The organism is Streptomyces sp. NPDC045967, assembly GCF_056430495.1.
In genome coordinates this window covers 141199-160893 of sequence record NZ_JBWKLE010000004.1, presented here as the reverse complement: position 1 = coordinate 160893, position 19695 = coordinate 141199, and the positions used below count along the sequence as shown (strand labels likewise).

Genomic DNA, 19695 nt, shown 5'->3' with positions numbered 1-19695 from the left:
GGAGGGTATCGGTTCGATCCCGTGGAGATCTGTCGCGAATCAGGCGTTCTGTCCCACCGTGTCGAAGACGCGGCAGTCGAAGAAGTCCTCGCCTTCGGAGAGCAGGTAGGCCTGCGCCTCACCCACGTGGAAGTACATCCCGTGCAGCTCCAGCGTGCCCTCGGCGAGCCGCCGGGCCACCGCGTCGTGGGCCCGCAGGTGCTCCAACTGCTGCACCACGTTGGTCAGGCAGAGCTGCTCCACGGCGTCGTCCGGCAGCCGGCCCGAGATCCTGGCCCAGGCGTGGTGGCGGCTGGCCATCCGCTCCAGGCTGGGCAGCCCGTGGCGCAGCCAGCGCCGCAGCGGGGTCATGGGCGCGCCGGGGGAGGAGCTCAGCAGGGCCTGCATGGCTCCGCAGCCCGAGTGCCCGCACACGGTGATGCTGTCCACCTCGAGTACGTCGACCGCGTACTCGATGGCCGCGGCGACGGAGTCGTCGGTGGACTCGGCCCCTGGCAGCGGGACGAGGTTGCCGACGTTGCGGACCGTGAACAGGTCCCCCGGTCCGCTGGCCGTGATCATGCTGGTCACCAGGCGGGAGTCCGCGCAGGTGAGGAAGAGCTGCGAGGGCCGCTGCCCCTCGCGGGCCAGGCGCGCCAGCTCATCCCGCACGCGGGGCGCGGTGTCGCGCTGGAAGGCGTTGATCCCACTGGCCAGTTGACCGGCGCCGCGCCGCCGCGGAGCCGGCGCCGGGTTCGCCGCCGGGGCCCCCGCCGCAGCGGTCGCCGCCCCGGTGTCCGCAGCGGCCTCGGGCCCGGTCTCCCGAGTGCCGGTCGCGGTGGCCCGGTGGTCGCAGTGGTTCTGCCAGGGGGTCCAGGGGCGGCAGCACTGGTGTGCGCCGCGCTGCGGCGCCCGCCCCGCCGGGGCGCAGGACGCGAACGTGTCGGCCCGGGCACCGGTGATCTCCACCGATCCGCCGTGGGCGATGTGGGAGTCCTGCCAGTCGCGCAGGGTCTCGTAGGCCGCGTGGTCCATGTAGGAGCCGTCCAGCTCGATCACCGCGTGGCCCCCGTGCGGGATCTGGTGCAGCACCCGGCTCAGCCGCGGTACCGCGAGGAAGGTCAACTGCCCGCGCGCCCGAATCCGGTGGCCGCCGGTGTCCGACTGCTCCACCGTGAACCGGGTCCGGGCCAGCCGGTGCAGGGCCAGGGCGACGGCCACCGCGATGCCGATGGCCACGCCTTCCAGGACCCCGCCGAGGACCACGGCCACGATGGTCGTGCCGTAGACCGGGATCTCCCGGTGCCGGGTGACGCTGCGCAGGTGCGTGATGCTCACCATCTGCACCCCGACCGCCATCACCAGGGCGGCCAGTGCGGCGAGCGGGATCAGGTCGAGGACGGGGACCAGCAGTCCGGCCGCGAGCAGGACCCAGAAGCCGTGCAGCATGGACGACTTGCGGCTGGCCGCGCCGGCCTTGACGTTGGCCACGCTGCGGACGGCCACGCCCGTGATCGGCAGCCCGCCGAGCGCCCCCGAGACGATGTTCGCGGCGCCCTGCCCGCGCAGTTCGCGGTCGAGGTCGACGCGCGGCGGGCGCTTGTCCGTGGTCCGCTCGGAGGCGATCAGCTTGTCCGTCGCGACGGCGGAGAGCAGGGACTCCACACTGCCGACGAGGGTGATGGTCAGTACGGCGGCGATCAGCCCGAGCACGGGCCCTTCGGGCATCTCGGGCAGGGCGTGGCTGCGCCAGGAGGGCAGGTCGACCCGGGGCAGCGAGAGCCCGGCCAGGGCGGCGACGGCGGTGGCCGACGCGACGGCGGCGAGTGCGGGCGGCACCTTGCGCAGGGCGCGGCCCGCCTGTCCGGGCAGCCGCGGCCAGCCGAGCAGGACGACCAGCGTCAGCACGCTGACGCCGAGCGCGACCGGGTGCAGGTCGGCCAACTGGCCCGGCAGCCCGGCGACGTTCGACACGGCGGAGCTCTGCGGGGTGCCGCCGAGGACGATGTGCAGCTGGGCCAGGGCGATGGTGACGCCGATGCCGGCGAGCATGCCGTGCACGATGGCCGGGCTGACCATGAGTGCCGACCGGGCGGTGCGCAGCAGGGAGAGGCCCAGCTGGCAGCAGCCGGCGAGCACGGTGATGGCGCACGTGGTGCGCCATCCGTAGCGCTGGATCAACTCGGCGGTGACGACGGTCAGTCCGGCCGCGGGTCCGCTCACCTGGAGCGGGGCTCCGCCGAGCCGAGCGGCGACGATCCCGCCGACGGCCGCCGCGACCAGTCCGGCCTGGAGCGGCGCGCCGGTGGCCAGGGCGATGCCCAGCGAAAGGGGCAGGGCGATCAGGAACACCGCGACGGAGGCGGAGAGGTCGGCCGGCAGGTCCTTGCGAAACGGTGAGCGGGCTCGGTCGGTGGGTGGGCGGGAGGTGGTGGCGGCCATAAGGTCCCGTCTCCTCTGGGAGGGGTGAAGCGGCGGGATTCTCAACACTCGGTAAATGGACGGTAATGGAGAGTAAAGGCGGGTGGTGGAAAATTCGGGCGAATGGCTCACGAATTAGCCCTAGAGAGTGATTAAGCATTTTGTCCGGCTTGTCATACCTTCTCCACGACAGACCGCATGGGACGTTGCGGCGCGGAAGTCCTGCGATGGAACTGCGAGGGAGAGGTGGGGCGGATGATCGCCGCCACGAAGAAGATCGCCGGCGGCCTGGTCGCCACGGCCCTGGTCCTGGGAGCCGCCGGCTGCAGCGGCTCGGAGCCCGCCGGGTCCTCGGCCTCCGGTCCCCAGAAGGCCCGCGGGGGCGTCGCGGCCCCGGACGCCCCCGGCAGTGTCAACCGGCTCATCGGCGACGGTTCGACCGCCTACACCGGCACCCAGCCGAACGTCCGGAAGCCCGCGAAGCTGGCGCCGGGCGAGAAGCCGCCGCAGTTCGTCGTGTTCTCCTGGGACGGGGCCGGCGAGGACAGCCAGAAGCTGTTCTCGCACTTCCGCGAGGTCGGCAAGAAGTACAACGCCCGGATGACGTACTTCCTCAGCGGCGTGTACATGCTTCCCGAGGAGAAGCGTTCCCTCTACACCGCCCCGCAGCACGGGCCCGGCCGCTCGGACATCGGCTTCGGCGACCTCCAGGGCATCAAGGACACCGCCACCCAGGTCCGGGCCGCCTGGCTCGAGGGCAACGAGATCGGCACCCACTTCAACGGCCACTTCTGCGGCCCCGACGGCGGCGTCGGCACCTGGTCCGTCGAGGAGTGGAAGAGCGAGATCAGCCAGGCCAAGTCCTTCGTCAAGAGCTGGAAGACGAACGCGGGCCTGAAGGACATGCCGCCGCTGCCCTTCGACTACGACAAGGAGCTCGTCGGGGCCCGCACCCCCTGCCTCGAGGGCCAGAAGAACTTCATGCTCGCGGCGAAGGACCTGGGCTTCCGCTACGACTCCAGCGGCATCAGCAAGCAGATCTGGCCCAAAAAGACGGACGGGCTCTGGGACATCCCGCTCCAGCTGGTCCCCGTGCCGGGCCGCGCCTTCGAGACGCTGAGCATGGACTACAACTTCATGACCAACCAGTCCGGGACGACCTCGCAGGGCGACCCCTCGCAGCACGCGTACTGGGGCGACCAGATGCGCGACGGCCTGCGCCAGGCGTTCGACCGCGCCTACCGGGGCAACCGGGCTCCGCTGATCATCGGCAACCACTTCGAGTCCTGGAACGGCGGCACCTACATGCGCGCCGTCGAGGAGTCCATCAAGGGGATGTGCACCCAGAAGGAGGTCCGCTGCGTGCCGTTCCGGGAGCTGGCGGACTGGCTGGACGCCCAGGACCCCAAGGTCGTGGAGTGGATGCGCACCCTCGACGTCGGCGAGGCACCCAAGCAGGGCTGGGCGAAGTTCCTGGCCGAGGGACCGCCGCCCGCCCCGGCGGCCCCCGCGGACGTCACGCCGGCTGAGGAGCGGGTTGAGGCCTCGGCGGACGAGGGCTGACGAGAGCCTCGGACTCCTCGGCCCCCGCCTCGGACGCCTCTTCGGCGGCGCCCTCGCGCAGGACGAAGCCGGGGTCGACCTGGGCCGCCAGGTCGACCCCGGTCTTGGCGTTGCCCCAGCTCTCCGCGTTCTTCAGGTGGAACCGCACCATCTGCTCGGTGTACCGCTCCCAGTCGCGGTCGGCGTAGGAGTCGTCCGCCGCGTCCTGAAGGGACTGCAGGGCGAGCCGGTTGGTCGCCTCCAGCAGCTCGAAGGCGGCCGGCCGGCCCTTCTCCATGGCCCGCACCCAGTCGGAGTGCCCGACCGTGACCAGCAGGTCCTCGCCGACCTCGTCCTGGAGGAACTCGATGTCCTCCGGCCCTTGCACCTTGTTGCCGACGACCTTGAGCGTGACGCCGAAGTCCCGCGCGTACTCCTTGTACTGACGGTAGACGGAGACGCCCTTGCGGGTCGGTTCGGCGACCAGGAAGGTCACGTCGAAGCGGGTGAACATGCCGGAGGCGAAGGAGTCGGAGCCCGCGGTCATGTCGACGACGACGTACTCGTCGGGCCCGTCGACGAGGTGGTTCAGGCAGAGCTCGACCGCCCCGACCTTCGAGTGGTAGCAGGCCACGCCCAGATCGGCCTCGGTGAACGGGCCCGTCGCCATGAGGCGTACGGGCTCCCCGTCGAGCAGGAGCGTGCGCGCGCAGGCCTCGTACACCGGGTTGTCCTCGGTGACCCGCAGCAGGCGCGAGCCCCGGCCGGGCGGCGTGGTCTTGATCATCGCCTCGGCGGACGCGATGCGCGGGTTGGTGCCCCGCAGGTAGTCCTTGATCAGGGCCAGGTGCGCACCGAGGGCGGGCAGTGCGGCCGTCTCGTCCTCGCCGAGTCCGAGGGCCGCGCCCAGGTGCTGGTTGATGTCGGCGTCCACCGCGACGACGGGGGCTTCATTGGCGGCGAGGTGGCGGATGAAGAGGGAGGACAGCGTGGTCTTGCCGCTGCCGCCCTTTCCCACGAAAGCGATCTTCATGTTCACCAAGCGTAGCCGCTCGAGTGCGATGCGTTGTCAAGGTGAGTGAAGAAGACCACTCCAAGGAGGGGTCGGTGCTGGGGGTGCGCAGTGCGTAGGCTCCCTACTTATGAGTAGCGCTTCTGACCCGTTGGCCGCCCTCACCGGGCTGCCGGGTGTCGCCGAGTCCGTGGATTCCGTACGCAAGGCCGTGGACCGGGTCTACGGGCACCGGGTGATGCGCCGCCGCAGCGGCGAGATCACCTCGGAGGCCGCGCTGCGCGGCGCCCGCGGGAGCGCGGCCCTGTCCGGCGCGGACTGGGCGCTCGAAGAGGTGCGGCGGCGCACGGACTTCGGCGCCGAGCCGGAGGCGCTGACGGTGGGCGCGGCGCTGCGGCTCACGGCGGAGGCCGGGCAGCTCCTGAGCATCTGGCGGCAGTCCCCGCTGCGCGTGCTGGCGCGTCTCCACCTGGTCGCCTCGGGTTCCACGGCGGCCGGCGACGTGGTGGGCCGGCCCCGCCTGGCGGGCGAACCGGTGGAGGAGCCGCTCGTGCGGCTCCCGCTGCCGGAGGCGGACGAGGTCGCGGGCCGACTGGACGGGCTGTCCCGCCTGGTCATCGCGGGCGGCAGCGCCCCGGCACTGGTCACGGCCGCGGTGGTGCACGGGGAGCTGCTGGCGCTGCGGCCCTTCGCGACCTACAACGGCCTGGTCGCGCGGGCGGCCGAGCGCATCGTCCTGATCAACAGCGGTCTCGACCCGAAGGCGATCTGCCCGGCGGAGGTCGGCCACGCGGAGCAGGGGCGGGACGCCTATCTGGCCGCCTTCGAGGGGTACGTCTCCGGCACGCCGGAGGGCATGGCCGCCTGGATCGCCCACTGCGGGCGGGCCGTCGAACTCGGTGTGCGCGAGTCGACCGCGGTCTGCGAGGCGCTGCAGCGCGGAGCGGCCTGAGGTTCCTGGGCGCAGGGCGCCGAGGCGGGGCGCCGGGGCAGGGCGCCGGGCGCGCCGGCTCGGGCTGGTCACCGGGGCGGTTTCGCCGGGAGCGCCAGAACGGCCGTGCCAGGACGGCCGTGCCAGGACGGCCGCGCACACATGGGTTGCGGCGACACCGTACTGCTGTGGTGTCGCCGCTGGCATTCGCGCCCAGTTACCAAGCGTCCTCGAAGGTTGCCCATCAGGTCGGGAACTTTGCCCGTCACCTGGTGCGGCTGGCCCGTAATCGACGGGTCGACGTCGCGTGGGTGCTCGGCGTTCATGCTTCGGTCCGTGGGCCTTACTGCGTTTTAAAGATGATCCTCTCGGATGTTCTTTGGTCTCGCGGGCCGTTGCTTTATTTGTACTCCGCTTGAGAGCCGTGCGAAAGCCCTGGCTGCAGTTTTTACTTTTCTGGGCGATCGGGGTTGAACCGGACATCCGATGCGCGGGCGTATCGGGACATCTAGGAGGTCGCCGCCGCGGCGGTGAGCGCGCCGGCCCGGCGCCGGCTCGCGTACCAGACCAGCCCGGCGGTGGCGGCGGCCGCGCCCACCGCGGCGGCGGCGACCAGCGCGGGCCGCGCCGGCATCGACAGCCCGGGCAGCCGCTGCTTCAGCCGCACCGGACGGTTGAACACCAGGACCGGCCACTCCCGGGCCAGCGCCTCCCGGCGCAGCGCCCGGTCGGGATTGACGGCGTGCGGGTGCCCGACGGCCTCCAGCATGGGGATGTCCGTGGCGGAGTCGCTGTAGGCGTAGCAGCGGGCGAGGTCGTAGCCCTCGGACTGCGCGAGCTCGCGGACGGCTTCCGCCTTCGTGGGCCCGTAGGCGTAGTACTCGATCTCGCCGGTGAAGCAGCCGTCCTCGCCGACCACCATGCGCGTGGCGACGACGCGGTCGGCGCCGAGCATCTCCCCGATCGGCTCGACCACCTCCGCACCGGAGGTCGACACGATGACCACGTCCCGGCCCGCCGTGTGGTGGGCCTCGATGAGCGAGGCGGCCTCGTCGTAGATGATCGGGTCGATGAGGTCGTGGAGCGCTTCCGCGACGATCTCCCGGACCTGCTGCACGTTCCACCCCTTGCAGAGGGCGGAGAGGTACTCGCGCATCCGTTCCATCTGGTCGTGGTCGGCGCCGCCGGCCAGGAAGATGAACTGCGTGTACGCGGTGCGCAGCACCGCCCGCCGGTTGATCAGGCCGCCCTGGTAGAAGGACCGGCTGAACGTCAGGGTGCTCGACTTCGCAATGACCGTCTTGTCCAGGTCGAAGAAGGCTGCGGTACGAGGCGAGGGGTGCGGCAAGGGCTCATTTTCCACGCTCCGAGCATATGCGCCCACCATTCGGCGTAAGGTGTGGCGCGTGGGTTTGCCTGAGAGGGCTCTCGGGTACACCATGGAAGTCACGGATCGTTCGCGACCGTGCTAACCCGGTCTGGCTCCTCCCCCCCCGAGTCGGACCGTGGGGACGACCCCCGCTCTCCCCCCCGGCGGGGGTCGTCGCATGTCCGGACGCGGTTCGCGTTCCCCCTGCCTTCGGTCCTGAGTGATCATTCCTCGGCCCTCCCTTCGTACGGCGCCGCCCTGGCGACGGCCCTCACCTCGAAAACTCGTGACGCTGCGTAATGGTTCCGGCGCGCTCGGGAACTCACCCCGGCGAGTGGCCGGGTTATCCACAAGTGGCGGGTTATCCACAGTTCTTTAGCAAGATCCACTTCTTTCTCCCGTTCGCGGCACGGTGATTTACGGCCGCGAAGTCCGCGGTGGTGGATATCGCAGGGAGAAGGGGGCGGAGATCGTGGCTCGATCGAAGTCGTGGAGGACACCGGAGACCGTGCCGGCCCGGGCCGGGGCCGTCGTCGAGGTGACCGCGTCCGCGGGGCCGGGCGGGGGCGGGCGACCGCTGATCATCACCGAGGATCCGCTGCTGCTCGACGATCTGCTGCGGCTGTGCGCCGCCGCGGGCGCCGAGCCGCACGTGCACCACGAGGTGCCGGAGCCGAACGGCGCGGGTGGGCCCGGTGACGCCGTCGGCTGGGAATCCGCGCCGCTCGTCCTGATCGGGGACGACGCGGCACGGCGGGTGCGGGGGGTACCGCGCCGGGACGGCGTGTTCCTCGTGGGGCGGGAGGTGGACGACCCCCTGGTCTGGCAGCGGGCCCTGGAGATCGGCGCCGAGGAGGTGCTGACGCTCCCCGACGCCGAGAGCCGCCTCGTCGACCGCATCGCCGACGTGGTGGAGGGCGCCGGGCGGCCCGCGCTGGCCGTCGGGGTGATCGGCGGCAGCGGCGGCGCCGGGGCCTCCACCCTCGCCTGCGCCCTGGCCCTGCGCGCCGCCCGCACCGGCGAGCGGACCATCCTCATCGACGGGGACCCGATGGGCGGCGGGATGGACGTCCTGCTCGGCGGCGAGAGCGCCGAAGGGCTGCGCTGGCCCGCCTTCGCGGCCTCGCGCGGACGGGTCGGCGCGGGAGCCTTGGAGGAGTCCCTGCCCGAACTGCACGCCCTGCGCGTGCTCAGCTGGGACCGCGGGGAGCGGGTCGTGGTGCCGCCCGCCGCGATGCGGTCGGTGGTGGCCGCCGCGCGGCGCCGGGGCGGGGTGGTGGTGGTCGACCTGCCCCGGAGGGTGGACGAAGCCGTGGCCGAGGTGCTGGCCCAGCTCGACCTGGTCCTGATCGTGGTGCCGGGCGAGCTGCGGGCGGTGGCCGCGGCGGGCCGGGTGGCCGCCGGAGTGCGGATGGTCGCCCGGGACGTGCGCGTCGTCGTACGGGGCCGCTGCCCGGGCGGACTGGAACCGGAGTCGGTGGCCGAGCTCCTGGGCGCGCCACTGGCCGGTGAGGTGCCGGTCGAGGTGGGACTGCCCGGCCGGGTGGCCGAAGGAGAACCGCCGGGGGCGCAGGGGCGGGGCGCGCTGGCCCGCTTCTGCGACGGCTTCTGGCAGCGCGCGCTGGGCTCCGCCCAGCCGGTGCCGTCATGAGCGCCGTGCTCCTGGAGGCCGTGCGCAGGCGGCTCGCCGAAACCGGGGCGGAGCCGACACCGGCGCGGGTCGCGGCGGCCCTGCGGGCCCAAGGCCGGCTGCTGGGCGATGCGGAAGTGCTCGGCGTCGCCGCGGAGTTACGGTCCGAGCTGGTCGGCGCCGGCCCGCTGGAGCCGCTGCTCGCGGACCCGGAGGTCACCGATGTCCTGGTGGCCGCACCCGACCGGGTGTGGGTGGACCGGGGCGGCGGGCTCGAGCTGACCACGGTGACCTTCGAGGGCCCCGAGGCCGTGCGCAGGCTCGCCCAGCGGTTGGCCGCGGTGGCAGGACGCCGGCTGGACGACGCCCGGCCCTGGGTGGACGCCCGGATGCCGGACGGCACCCGGCTGCACGCGGTGCTCCCGCCGGTGTCCGTCGGATCGGCCTGCCTCTCCCTGCGCGTCGTGCGCCCGAAGGCGTTCACCCTGGAGGAGCTCGTCGCGGCGGGCACCCTGCCCCCGGGCGGGCACCGGCTGCTGCGGGAGATGGTCGAGGCCAGGCTCTCCTTCCTCGTCTCGGGCGGGACGGGGACGGGCAAGACCACTCTCCTCAGCGCCCTGTTGGGGCTGGTCGGCCCGGCTGAGCGGATCGTCCTCGCCGAGGATTCGGCCGAGCTGCGCCCCGACCATCCGCACGTGGTGCGGCTGGAGACCCGGCCCGCCAACCAGGAGGGCGCCGGCCTGGTCACCCTGGCGGACCTGGTGCGGCAGGCCCTGCGGATGCGCCCCGACCGGCTGGTCGTCGGCGAGGTCCGGGGCCCCGAGGTCGCGGACCTCCTCGCCGCCCTGAACACGGGGCACGAGGGCGGCTGCGGCACGGTCCACGCCAACGCGGCCGCGCACGTGCCGGCCCGGCTGGAGGCGCTGGGGACGGCCGCCGGGCTCGACCGGGCGGCCCTGCACAGCCAGTTGGCGGCCGCGCTCACTCTGGTGGTCCACCTCGTCCGGGACCGCGAAGGGCGGCGCCGGGTGGCCGAGGTGCACGTGCTGGAGCGCGGTGCGGCCGGACTGGTCGTCACGGTGCCGGCTCTGCGCTGGTCGGCGAAGGGCTTCGTACGGGAGCGGGGCTGGGAGCGGCTGCGCCCTCTGCTGCGGGGTGCCCGGTGAGCCCGGTGGCGGCGCTGCCGTTGCCCCTGTTCGCCGGAGTGCTGTGCGCGGTGGCCGCCGCGTGGGGGCTGACCGGTCCGGACCGGGTGTCCCGGCGCGCCAGGGTGGTGCTGGCCGGACGGGGCCCGGTGGTGCCGCGTGGTCCGGCCCGCAGCCGGCGCCTGCTGGCCGGGGCGCTGGTGTGGGCGGCGCGCCGGCGGGAGTGGGCGGCGCTCGCCGTCGGACTGCTGGTCGCGGTGCTCGGCGGGTCGGTGATCCCGCTGGTGGCGGGCGCCGTCGCGGTGCCGGCGGCCGGGCGGTGGCTGCGGACGCGGGATCGGGAGCGGGCCCGGGCGGCGCGGGCCGCCGGGGTTGTTGCGCTGTGCGGGGCGGTGGTCGGTGAGCTGCGGGCGGGGGCCCAGCCGGGGCAGGCCCTGACCGCGGCGATACGCCGGACGGTCGACGGGCCCGGCGGGCCGGGCGCCGCCGAGACGGGGGTGCTGGCCGCCGCGGCGTTCGGCGGGGACGTGCCGGGGGCGCTGCGGTTGGCGGCCCGAGAGCCCGGAGCGGAGGGGCTGGCCGGGATGGCCGCCTGCTGGCGGGTGTCGGTGGACGGCGGTGCGGGCCTGGCCGCGGGGCTGGACCGGCTGGAGGGCGCCCTGCGGGCCGAGCGGGACCGGGAGGAGTCGCTGCGGGCCCAGTTGGCGGGCGCGCGCTCCACGACGGTGGTGCTCGCCCTGCTCCCCCTGGTGGGGCTGCTGATCGGCACCGGGCTGGGCGCGGACCCCCTGCGGGTGCTGCTGCACACACCGGTCGGCTGGGGATGCCTGGCCGCGGGCGCGCTGCTGGAGGGGCTGGGGCTGCTGTGGTGCCGGCGGATCGTACGGACGGGGGAGCGGTGATGGACGGCTCGGCGGTCCACAGGCTGGGGATGGCGCTGTGCCTCGCGCTCGCCGTCCTGTGCGCGGTGTCGGCGCTGGCGGCGGGACTGCGGAAGCGGCGGGCCCGCCGAAGGGTCTGGCTCCTCCTCGGGGCGCGGCCGGCACGGCTGGAGCCGGTGCGTCGCGTCGCGTGGCGGGGCGCGGTGGCCGTCTGGGCCGGCCCGGCCGGTGCGCTGCTGGCGGGCTGGGTGCTCGTCGGCGGGGTGACCGGGGTGGCCGTCGGAGGATTGACGGCCCTCGGGCTGCGGCGCTGGCAGGGCAGGGCGCGTCCGCCGGGCGGAGTCGACCCGCGGGAGGCGGAGCGTCAGCTGCCCTTCGCAGCCGATCTGTTGGCCGCCTGCCTGGCGGCCGGGGCCGGTCCGGTGGAGGCCGCGGAGGTCGTGGGGGAGTCGCTCGGCGGGCCCGTCGGTGAGCGGCTGGCGCGGGCTGGGGCGGAACTGCGGCTCGGCGGCGAACCGGGGGACGGGTGGGGCAGGTTGGCGGAGATACCGGGCGCCCGCGCCCTCGCCGAGTGCCTGGAGCGGGCCGCTCGGACGGGGGCTCCCGCGGCGGAGCCGGTGTCCCGGATCGCATCCGCCCTCCGGGATGACCGGGCCCGGCAGGCCGGCGCCAGAGCCCAGCGGGCGGCGGTGCTCATCACGGCCCCGGTCGGGTTGTGCTTCCTCCCCGCATTCCTCGCGGTCGGGGTCGCGCCCGTAGTGATCGGCATGGCCTCGAGCCTTCTCTCGAACAACTGAGAAGCACTGACGTCACATCAGTCACTCGAATCAACTACTCACATCATCACTCACATCGATCACTTCCACATCGATCACGTTCACAGCAATCGCTCGCCACCAATCGCTCTCACATCAATCACTCACCTCATCAACGGAAATCAAGAGGAGCAGTCATGAGGATCATCTGGTTTCGCATGCGGACGGCACTGCGCGGTCGCGGTGGCGACACGGGGATGTCCACGTCGGAATACGCCATGGGCACGATCGCGGCCTGTGCCTTCGCCGCTGTTCTGTACAAGGTGGTGACGAGCGAAGTGGTCTCCACGGCGCTCCAGTCGACCATCGGAAAGGCACTCGATGTGCCCTTCTGAGGACGCCCTCGCCGCCCGCCGCAAAACGCGGGACCGGGGCTTCGTGACGGCGGAGGCGGCCCTGGTGATCCCGGCTCTGGTGCTCTTCGCCGCTCTGCTGGTGTGGGCCCTGATGGCGGCGGCCGCGCAGATCCGGTGCGTCGACGCCGCCCGGGCGGGCGCCCGGGCGGCGGCCCGGTCGGAGCCCGCGGAGGTCGCGGTGGCGGCGGCGCGGGCCGCCGCGCCGTCGGGGGCCCGGGTGGAGCTGGAGCGGGAGGGCGACCTGTGGCGGGTGCGCGTGGCCGCCCCGGCGCCGGGCCCGCGCGGCTTGCCGGTACGCCTCGGGGCTCAGGCGGTGGCCCTGGCGGAGGACAGCGTGGGGCCGCCGCCGTGAGCCGGGACCGGGGCTCCGCGACGGTATGGGCGGTCCTGGTGGCGACGGTGCTGGTGGCGGTGTTCGGCGGGGTGCTGCTGCTCGGTCAGGCGGTCGTGGCCCGGCACCGTGCGGCCGCCGCCGCGGACCTCGCGGCGCTCGCTGCGGCGGCGTCCTGGACGCACGGGCCCGAGGCGGCCTGCTCGGCGGCGCTGCGGGTGGCCCGGGCGCAGGGCGCCACCCTGGCCGCCTGCGCGCTGCGCGGCGAGGTCGCGGAGGTGACGGCCCGCCCGGCCGCGGGGAGCTTCACCCCGCAGATCCGGGCCCGGGCGGGTCCGCCTCGGGAGGTGACTGCGCCAGGAGGCGGGTGAGGAGGCGGATCGCGCCGCGCTTGTGCAGGGGGTCGTTGCCGTTGCCGCACTTGGGCGACTGGATGCAGGAGGGGCAGCCGGCCTCGCACTCACAGGCCGCGATGGCGTCGCGGGTCGCCGTCAGCCAGGCGCGGGCGGTGTGGAAGGCCCGCTCCGCGAAGCCGGCGCCGCCGGGGTGGCCGTCGTACACGAAGACCGTCGGGAGGAGGGTGTCGGGATGCAGCGGCACGGAGACGCCGCCGATGTCCCAGCGGTCGCAGGTGGCGAAGAGCGGGAGCAGGCCGATGGAGGCGTGCTCGGCGGCGTGCAGGGCGCCGCCGAGGATCTCCGGGTTGATCCGGGCCTCGTCGAGCTGGTCCTCGGTGACCGTCCACCACACGGCACGGGTGCGCAGGGTGCGGGGCGGCAGGTCGAGTTTGGCCTCTCCCAGCACCTCGCCGGTGATCAGTTTGCGCCGAAGGTAGGAGACAACCTGGTTGGTGACCTCGACAGAGCCGTAGCAGAGCCGGGCCGGGCCCCAGGGGATCTCGGTCTCGGTCTCCAGGACGGAGATGGAGGTGGTGTCGCGGGCGGTGGTGGAGTAGGGCGGGTTCGCCTCCTCGACCAGGGCCGCCGAGTCCTGGAGGTCCAGTTGCCGCACGAGGTAGGTGCGGCCCTGGTGGAGGTGGACGGCTCCCTCGTGGACGGCGGTGTGGGCGGCCGACTCGTCGACCGTGCCCAGCAGCCGCCCGGTCGAGGCCTCCACGATCTGCACCGGGCGGCCGCCGCCGCCCCGGATGTCGGTCAGGTCCGAGGCCCGCTCCCGGCGGGTCCAGTGCCAGGCCGTGGCCCGCCGGCGCAGCAGCTTCGCCGCTTCCAGCTGGGGGATGAGGTCCTCGGTCGCCGGGCCGAACAGCTCCAGGTCCGCCTCGGTCAGCGGCAGCTCCGCCGCGGCCGCGCACAGGTGGGGGGCGAGGACGTAGGGGTTGTCCGGGTCCAGCACGGTGGCTTCCACAGGCTGGCGGAACAGTGCCTCGGGGTGGTGGACGAGGTAGGTGTCCAGCGGGTCGTCGCGGGCGATCAGCACGGCCAGGGCGCCTTGCCCCGCCCGCCCGGCGCGGCCCGCCTGCTGCCACAGGGACGCCCTGGTGCCCGGGTAGCCCGTGATCAGGACCGCGTCCAGCCCCGAGACGTCCACGCCCAGCTCCAGGGCGGTCGTGGCGGCCAGTCCCAGCAGCTCGCCCGAGTGCAGGGCCCGCTCCAGGGCCCGGCGCTCCTCGGGCAGGTAGCCGCCCCGGTAGGCGGCGACCCGCCGGGCCAGCGACCGGTCCACCTCGGAGAGGCGCTCCTGGGTGATCACCGAGATCAGCTCGGCGCCGCGCCGGGAGCGCACGAAGGCGACCGTACGGATCCCCTGGACGACCAGGTCGGTCAGCAGGTCCGCGGTCTCGGCCGTGGCCGTACGGCGTACGGGGGCGCCCTTCTCGCCGCGCAGCTCGGTGAGGAGCGGCGGCTCCCACAGGGCGAAGACCAGCTCACCGCGCGGCGAGGCGTCGTCGGTGATCTCGATCACGTGTTTGCCGGTCAGCCGGGAGGCGGCCGCCGCCGGGTCGCTGGCGGTGGCCGAGGCCAGCAGGAACACCGGATCGGAGCCGTAACGGGCGCACAGCCGCCGTAGCCGGCGCAGCACCTGGGCGACGTGGGAGCCGAAGACCCCGCGGTAGGAGTGGCACTCGTCGATCACGACGTACCGCAGCGCCTTCAGGAAGGAGGACCAGCGCGGGTGGGCCGGCAGGAGGCCGTGGTGGAGCATGTCGGGATTGGTGAGGACGTAATTGGCGTACTGGCGCACCCATTCGCGTTCTTCCACCGGCGTGTCGCCGTCGTACACGGCGGGGCGGACCGCGTTGCCGAGGGGGGCGGCCAGAGCCCGGACGGCGCGTCGCTGGTCGGCCGCCAGAGCCTTGGTAGGGGACAGGTAGAGGGCGGTGGCTCCCCTGCCGTTCGGGGCCTCGGCTCCGTCGGCCAGGGCGGAGAGCACGGGCGCGAGGTACGCCAGCGACTTGCCGGAGGCGGTGCCGGTGGCCACCACGACGCAGTCGCCGTCCAGGGCGTGCTCGGCCGCGGCGGCCTGGTGTTCCCACGGATGGGCGATCCCGGCCGCCTCGATCGCGGCCACGACATCCGTTCGGATGCGGTCGGGCCAGACCGCATGACGCCCCTGCCTCGGGGGCAAGTGCTCCGTATGAGTGATGCGCGCAGACCGGGAAGACCCCCGTGACAGCCGGTCGAGGACCGTGCCGGGGGTGGGTCGTGGGTCCGCGGGTGCCGTGGGCCGACCGGGACGGTGAGTATTGGCCATTGATACCGAGTGTGTCACTGGCGTGCGGGACAATGGTCCCAAGGCGTCGTGCGCGCCTGCCGGTAAGTGATTGAATGCCATCGCGGCAGCCAATCCCTCGCCTACCTACGGGTGGGGAGGCCCCTGGGGGGCGCCGCTCGATAGCAAGGTGCTGGAGGATCCGTGGACCTGTCCCTGTCGACTCGCACTGTCGGCGACCGTACGGTCGTAGAGGTCGGTGGCGAGATTGATGTGTATACCGCGCCCAAGCTGCGCGAGCAGTTGGTCGAGTTGGTGAACGACGGCAGCTACCACTTGGTTGTCGACATGGAGCGAGTGGACTTTCTCGACTCCACTGGCCTCGGTGTGCTCGTGGGAGGCCTCAAGCGCGTCCGCGCGCACGAGGGTTCGCTGCGTCTGGTGTGCAACCAGGAGCGCATCCTGAAGATCTTCCGGATCACCGGTCTGACCAAGGTGTTCCCGATCCACACGTCCGTGGAAGACGCCGTCAACGCCACCGACTGACGGCTCCCGCAGGCAGGGAGCCGCGAGGACAACGGGGGTACCGGGCCGCTGACGGCCCGGCCCCCCGCCAAGGCACGCCCGTAGTCCGAGGGGGACGCGCATGGCCACCGTTGAACTGCGCTTCAGCGCCCAGCCCGAACACGTCAGGACGGCCCGCCTCGTGGCGGCCGCCGTGGCGCGCCGGGCCGGAGTGGAGGAAGCCGCCCTCGACGAGGTCCGCCTCGCCGTGGGCGAGGCCTGCTCGCGCGCCGTCGGACTGCACCGCAGCAACGGGCTGACCGCGCCCGTCCGGGTCGTCCTGACCGAGGAGGAGAAGGTGTTCTCCATCGAGGTCGGCGACGACGTCCCCGGACCGGCCGGCAGCGCGGGCGACGCCGTGTCCGGCATCGACGCCGTCCTGGACCCCGACACCGGGGACGACGACGAGATGGGCCTCGCGGTGATCAGCGGGCTCGTCGACGACGTCGAGGTGACGAGTGGGGAATCGGGCGGGACCATCCGGATGAGCTGGCCCGTCGCCGGCGCCGCCGACCTTCCCTAGATCCACGGCGCGCCCGGCCCCTTCATATCTTCCGATCTTTATCAAGGCCCTGCTGAGCAGGGCCTTTTTCATTTCCTTGATCGATGATCAGGCGTCAACGCCTTTGTCCCATTACCGCTTTCGAGGGTAATGGAGTGACGCGATCTATTGCTGGGGAGCAGGAGCACGCCAATTCCGTTTCCGGCGCACTGTTTTGATCAGGGTGCGCTCCTTACAATCCGTCCACATCTTGAGCTCATCACGTCAAGGAGGACGAATGACGGGGCTCTTCACCCCTATCGCGCCGGACCGCACCTCGGATCTGGCAGCCGCAGTACTCACCGATGACAACCGGCTCATCGTGATCGTCATCGCGGCCGTGGCCCTGGCCGCGCTCGTCGTCGCGCAGATCCTGGTCCGCCAGGTCCTCGCCGCCGACGAGGGAACCGACAGCATGAAGAAGATCGCCGCCGCCGTGCAGGAGGGCGCCAACGCCTACCTGGGCCGTCAGCTGCGCACCCTCGGCGTCTTCGCCGTCGTGGTGTTCTTCCTGCTCTTCCTGCTTCCCGCCGACACCTGGTCGCAGCGGGCCGGACGGTCCGCCTTCTTCCTCGTGGGCGCGCTCTTCTCGGCGGCCACCGGCTACATCGGCATGCGGCTCGCGGTCCGGGCCAACGTCCGCGTCGCCGCCGCCGCACGCGAGGCCACCCCCGCCGAGGGGGAGCCCGCCAAGGACCTGACCGAGGTCTCCCACAAGGCGATGAAGATCGCCTTCCGTACGGGCGGCGTGGTCGGCATGTTCACCGTCGGCCTGGGCCTGTTCGGCGCCTCGTGCGTCGTGCTGGTCTACGCGGCCGACGCCCCCAAGGTGCTGGAGGGCTTCGGCCTCGGCGCCGCGCTGATCGCGATGTTCATGCGTGTCGGCGGCGGCATCTTCACCAAGGCCGCCGACGTCGGCGCCGACCTGGTCGGCAAGGTCGAGCAGGGCATTCCGGAGGACGACCCGCGCAATGCCGCGACCATCGCCGACAACGTGGGCGACAACGTCGGAGACTGCGCCGGAATGGCCGCCGACCTCTTCGAGTCCTACGCCGTCACCCTGGTGGCCGCACTCATCCTCGGCAAGGCCGCCTTCGGCGACCTGGGCCTGGCCTTCCCGCTGATCGTCCCCGCGATCGGCGTGATCACCGCGATGATCGGCATCTTCGCCGTCTCCCCGCGCCGCAGCGACCGCAGCGGGATGACCGCCATCAACCGCGGCTTCTTCATCTCCGCCGTGATCTCGCTGGTACTGGTCGCGATCGCCGTCTACGCCTACCTCCCGGGCACCTACAAGGAGCTCGTCGGCGTCGAGAACGCCGCGATCACCAACCACTCCGGAGACCCGCGCGTCCTGGCCGTCGTCGCCGTCGCGATCGGCATCGTGCTCGCGGCCCTCATCCAGCAGCTGACCGGCTACTTCACCGAGACCAACCGCCGTCCCGTCCGGGACATCGGCAAGTCCTCCCTCACCGGCGCGGCCACCGTCGTCCTCGCCGGGATCTCGGTCGGCCTGGAGTCCGCGGTCTACACGGCGCTGCTGATCGGCCTCGGCGTCTACGGGGCGTTCCTGCTCGGCGGTACGTCGATCCTGCTCGCGCTCTTCGCCGTCGCGCTGGCCGGCACCGGCCTGCTCACCACCGTCGGCGTCATCGTCGCCATGGACACCTTCGGGCCCGTCTCCGACAACGCCCAGGGCATCGCCGAGATGTCCGGGGACGTCGAGGGCGCCGGGGCGCAGGTCCTCACCGACCTGGACGCCGTCGGCAACACCACCAAGGCCATCACCAAGGGCATCGCGATCGCCACGGCCGTGCTCGCCGCGGCCGCGCTCTTCGGCTCGTACAACGACGCGATCGCCACCGCGGTCAAGGAAGTCGGCGCCAAGGCCGGGGAGATGAACCTCAGCCTGGACATCGCACAGCCCAACAACCTCGTCGGGCTGATCCTGGGCGCCGCGGTCGTGTTCCTGTTCTCGGGCCTGGCCATCAACGCGGTCTCCCGCTCCGCGGGCGCCGTGGTCTACGAGGTGCGCCGCCAGTTCCGCGAGCACCCGGGGATCATGGACTACTCCGAGAAGCCCGAGTACGGGCGCGTCGTGGACATCTGCACCAAGGACGCGCTGCGCGAGCTCGCCACGCCCGGCCTGCTCGCCGTTCTCACCCCGATCGCCGTGGGCTTCTCCCTCGGCGTGGGCGCCCTGGGCTCCTTCCTCGCGGGTGCCATCGGCACGGGCACGCTGATGGCGGTCTTCCTCGCCAACTCCGGCGGCGCGTGGGACAACGCCAAGAAGCTCGTCGAGGACGGGCACCACGGCGGCAAGGGAAGCGAGGCGCACGCGGCCGTCGTCATCGGCGACACGGTCGGCGACCCGTTCAAGGACACCGCCGGTCCCGCCATCAACCCGCTGCTCAAGGTCATGAACCTGGTGGCGCTGCTGATCGCCCCGGCCGTCGTGCAGTTCAGCTACGGCCCGGACACCAGTGCGGCCGTACGGGCGGTCGTCGCGGTCATCGCGATCGGCGTCATCATCGGCGCGGTGTACATCTCCAAGCGGCGGGGCATCGCCGTCGGCGAGGAGCCCGCGGGCGGTACGGCCGAGCGCGTGGGCCAGTCGCCGGACCCGGCGACGGTCTCCTGACCGCAGGCACCACGCACGCGGGGCGAGGGGCCCGGCCCGGCAGGACCGGCCCGGAGCCCCGTACCACCGAACGGCGGACGGGCGGCGCGGACTGACGCGCCGTCCGTCCGCCTTTGTGCGTCGCCGGATGGGGGCCGTGTATCTTCCGGGCCGAGAGCCTTCGAAGGGACCAATCCGGTGAACAAGAAGCTTGCGGCCGCATTGTCGGGCGGTGCGGTACTGATGCTCGTCCTGTCCGGCTGCGGTGGGGACGACGGGGACAAGAAGGCCGACGCCTGGGCCAAGAAGGTCTGTGACCAGTGGCAGCCCGAACTGGACAAGGTCGAGGCGGCCAACGCCGAGATCAAGCGCGTGGCGACGGAGAGCAGTAAGCCCGAGGAGGTCCAGAAGACCGACTCCGCGGCGTTCGGGACCATGTCCGAGTCGTACAAGACGATGGGGTCCGCCCTGCGCGAGGCGGGAGTTCCGCCGGTCAAGAACGGCCAGGCCACCCTGGACGCGGCGGTCAACGGATTCGAGGAGACCGCCAAGGGCTACGCCGCCCTGAAGGCCAGGATGGACGCGCTCGACGCCAAGGACCAGACGAAGTTCGCCGAGGGGCTCAAGGAGCTCGCGGGCGGTCTCGAGGACGCCACGAAGGGCGGCAAGGACGCACTCGCCCAACTCAACGCGGGCGGTCTCGACAAGGCCATGAACGCCCAGAAGGGCTGCCAGGTCACGGCGCCCTCGCCGTCGCCCAAGTAGCGCGGCGGGCCGGTGGCCTGACGACGGCCGGGGCGGCCGCGTTCCGGAAGGGACGCGGCCGCCCCGTCGCACGTCCCGGCCGCCCCGCGGCGCCTCCCGGCACCCGCGGGCCGACCGGTGCGG

The 19695-nt window shown here is 72.8% G+C and carries 17 protein-coding genes; 13 read left to right on the top strand and 4 right to left on the bottom strand.

The window, feature by feature from the left end; genetic code table 11:
• Positions 1 to 39: 39 nt before the first annotated feature.
• Positions 40 to 2421 (bottom strand): SulP family inorganic anion transporter, encoded by a 2382-nt coding sequence (locus AC07FY_RS10675; RefSeq protein ID WP_479003575.1) that lies wholly within the window; start codon positions 2419 to 2421, stop codon positions 40 to 42.
• Positions 2422 to 2655: 234 nt separating this feature from the next.
• On the opposite strand from AC07FY_RS10675, the gene AC07FY_RS10670 reads away from it, so the two are divergent.
• Positions 2656 to 3963: a polysaccharide deacetylase family protein gene (locus AC07FY_RS10670; RefSeq protein WP_479003572.1), complete on the top strand. Its 1308-nt coding sequence runs from the start codon at positions 2656 to 2658 to the stop codon at positions 3961 to 3963.
• Here the strand turns inward: AC07FY_RS10670 and AC07FY_RS10665 are convergent.
• The gene (locus AC07FY_RS10665) at positions 3917 to 4975 is read right to left on the bottom strand and encodes an ATP-binding protein (protein ID WP_479003569.1); all 1059 of its coding nucleotides are present in this window, start codon (positions 4973 to 4975) and stop codon (positions 3917 to 3919) included. The two genes, AC07FY_RS10670 and AC07FY_RS10665, sit on opposite strands and share 47 nt — an antisense overlap.
• Before the next feature lie 109 nt (positions 4976 to 5084).
• Between AC07FY_RS10665 and AC07FY_RS10660 the strand changes: the two genes are divergently transcribed.
• The gene (locus AC07FY_RS10660; RefSeq protein WP_479003567.1) at positions 5085 to 5906 is read left to right on the top strand and encodes a Fic family protein; all 822 of its coding nucleotides are present in this window, start codon (positions 5085 to 5087) and stop codon (positions 5904 to 5906) included.
• A gap of 487 nt (positions 5907 to 6393) precedes the next feature.
• Here the strand turns inward: AC07FY_RS10660 and AC07FY_RS10655 are convergent, their stop codons facing one another.
• A complete protein-coding gene (locus AC07FY_RS10655; protein WP_479003564.1) occupies positions 6394 to 7272 on the bottom strand; it encodes an HAD family hydrolase in 879 nt (292 codons plus the stop codon).
• A 490-nt stretch (positions 7273 to 7762) separates the two neighbouring features.
• Here AC07FY_RS10655 and ssd point away from each other — a divergent pair, with 490 nt between their 5' ends.
• The 7 genes from ssd to AC07FY_RS10620 all read left to right on the top strand — a co-directional run bounded on the left by ssd (position 7763) and on the right by AC07FY_RS10620 (position 12783).
• Positions 7763 to 8905, top strand: a complete 1143-nt coding sequence (gene ssd / locus AC07FY_RS10650; protein ID WP_479004506.1) for a septum site-determining protein Ssd — start codon at positions 7763 to 7765, stop codon at positions 8903 to 8905.
• Positions 8902 to 10050 carry a TadA family conjugal transfer-associated ATPase gene (locus tag AC07FY_RS10645; protein ID WP_479003561.1) on the top strand — a complete coding sequence of 383 codons (1149 nt, stop codon included), beginning with the start codon at positions 8902 to 8904 and terminating at the stop codon, positions 10048 to 10050. The genes ssd and AC07FY_RS10645 overlap by 4 nt, the downstream gene beginning before the upstream one ends.
• Positions 10047 to 10931 carry a type II secretion system F family protein gene (locus tag AC07FY_RS10640; protein ID WP_479003558.1) on the top strand — a complete coding sequence of 295 codons (885 nt, stop codon included), beginning with the start codon at positions 10047 to 10049 and terminating at the stop codon, positions 10929 to 10931. Before AC07FY_RS10645 ends, AC07FY_RS10640 begins: the two co-directional genes overlap by 4 nt.
• Complete coding sequence (locus AC07FY_RS10635; protein ID WP_479003555.1) at positions 10931 to 11707, top strand: type II secretion system F family protein; 777 nt, start codon at positions 10931 to 10933, stop codon at positions 11705 to 11707. Before AC07FY_RS10640 ends, AC07FY_RS10635 begins: the two co-directional genes overlap by 1 nt.
• Before the next feature lie 155 nt (positions 11708 to 11862).
• Positions 11863 to 12060 carry a DUF4244 domain-containing protein gene (locus AC07FY_RS10630; RefSeq protein ID WP_479003553.1) on the top strand — a complete coding sequence of 66 codons (198 nt, stop codon included), beginning with the start codon at positions 11863 to 11865 and terminating at the stop codon, positions 12058 to 12060.
• Entirely contained in the window at positions 12047 to 12433 is a 387-nt protein-coding gene (locus tag AC07FY_RS10625) for a TadE family type IV pilus minor pilin (RefSeq protein WP_479003550.1), read from the top strand. Before AC07FY_RS10630 ends, AC07FY_RS10625 begins: the two co-directional genes overlap by 14 nt.
• The gene (locus AC07FY_RS10620; protein WP_479003548.1) at positions 12430 to 12783 is read left to right on the top strand and encodes an Rv3654c family TadE-like protein; all 354 of its coding nucleotides are present in this window, start codon (positions 12430 to 12432) and stop codon (positions 12781 to 12783) included. Before AC07FY_RS10625 ends, AC07FY_RS10620 begins: the two co-directional genes overlap by 4 nt.
• Here AC07FY_RS10620 and AC07FY_RS10615 read toward each other — a convergent pair.
• Positions 12719 to 15205 carry a DEAD/DEAH box helicase gene (locus tag AC07FY_RS10615; RefSeq protein WP_479003546.1) on the bottom strand — a complete coding sequence of 829 codons (2487 nt, stop codon included), beginning with the start codon at positions 15203 to 15205 and terminating at the stop codon, positions 12719 to 12721. The genes AC07FY_RS10620 and AC07FY_RS10615 overlap by 65 nt on opposite strands.
• A gap of 81 nt (positions 15206 to 15286) precedes the next feature.
• On the opposite strand from AC07FY_RS10615, the gene bldG reads away from it, so the two are divergent.
• From bldG to AC07FY_RS10595, 4 genes are all read left to right on the top strand, one after another.
• Entirely contained in the window at positions 15287 to 15628 is a 342-nt protein-coding gene (gene bldG, locus AC07FY_RS10610; RefSeq protein ID WP_069920854.1) for an anti-sigma factor antagonist BldG, read from the top strand.
• 100 nt (positions 15629 to 15728) lie between these two features.
• Entirely contained in the window at positions 15729 to 16169 is a 441-nt protein-coding gene (locus tag AC07FY_RS10605; protein WP_479003543.1) for an ATP-binding protein, read from the top strand.
• Positions 16170 to 16425: 256 nt separating this feature from the next.
• Positions 16426 to 18828: a sodium-translocating pyrophosphatase gene (locus AC07FY_RS10600; RefSeq protein WP_479003541.1), complete on the top strand. Its 2403-nt coding sequence runs from the start codon at positions 16426 to 16428 to the stop codon at positions 18826 to 18828.
• Positions 18829 to 19005: 177 nt separating this feature from the next.
• A complete protein-coding gene (locus tag AC07FY_RS10595; RefSeq protein ID WP_479003539.1) occupies positions 19006 to 19572 on the top strand; it encodes a small secreted protein in 567 nt (188 codons plus the stop codon).
• The last annotated feature ends 123 nt before the right edge of the window (positions 19573 to 19695 follow it).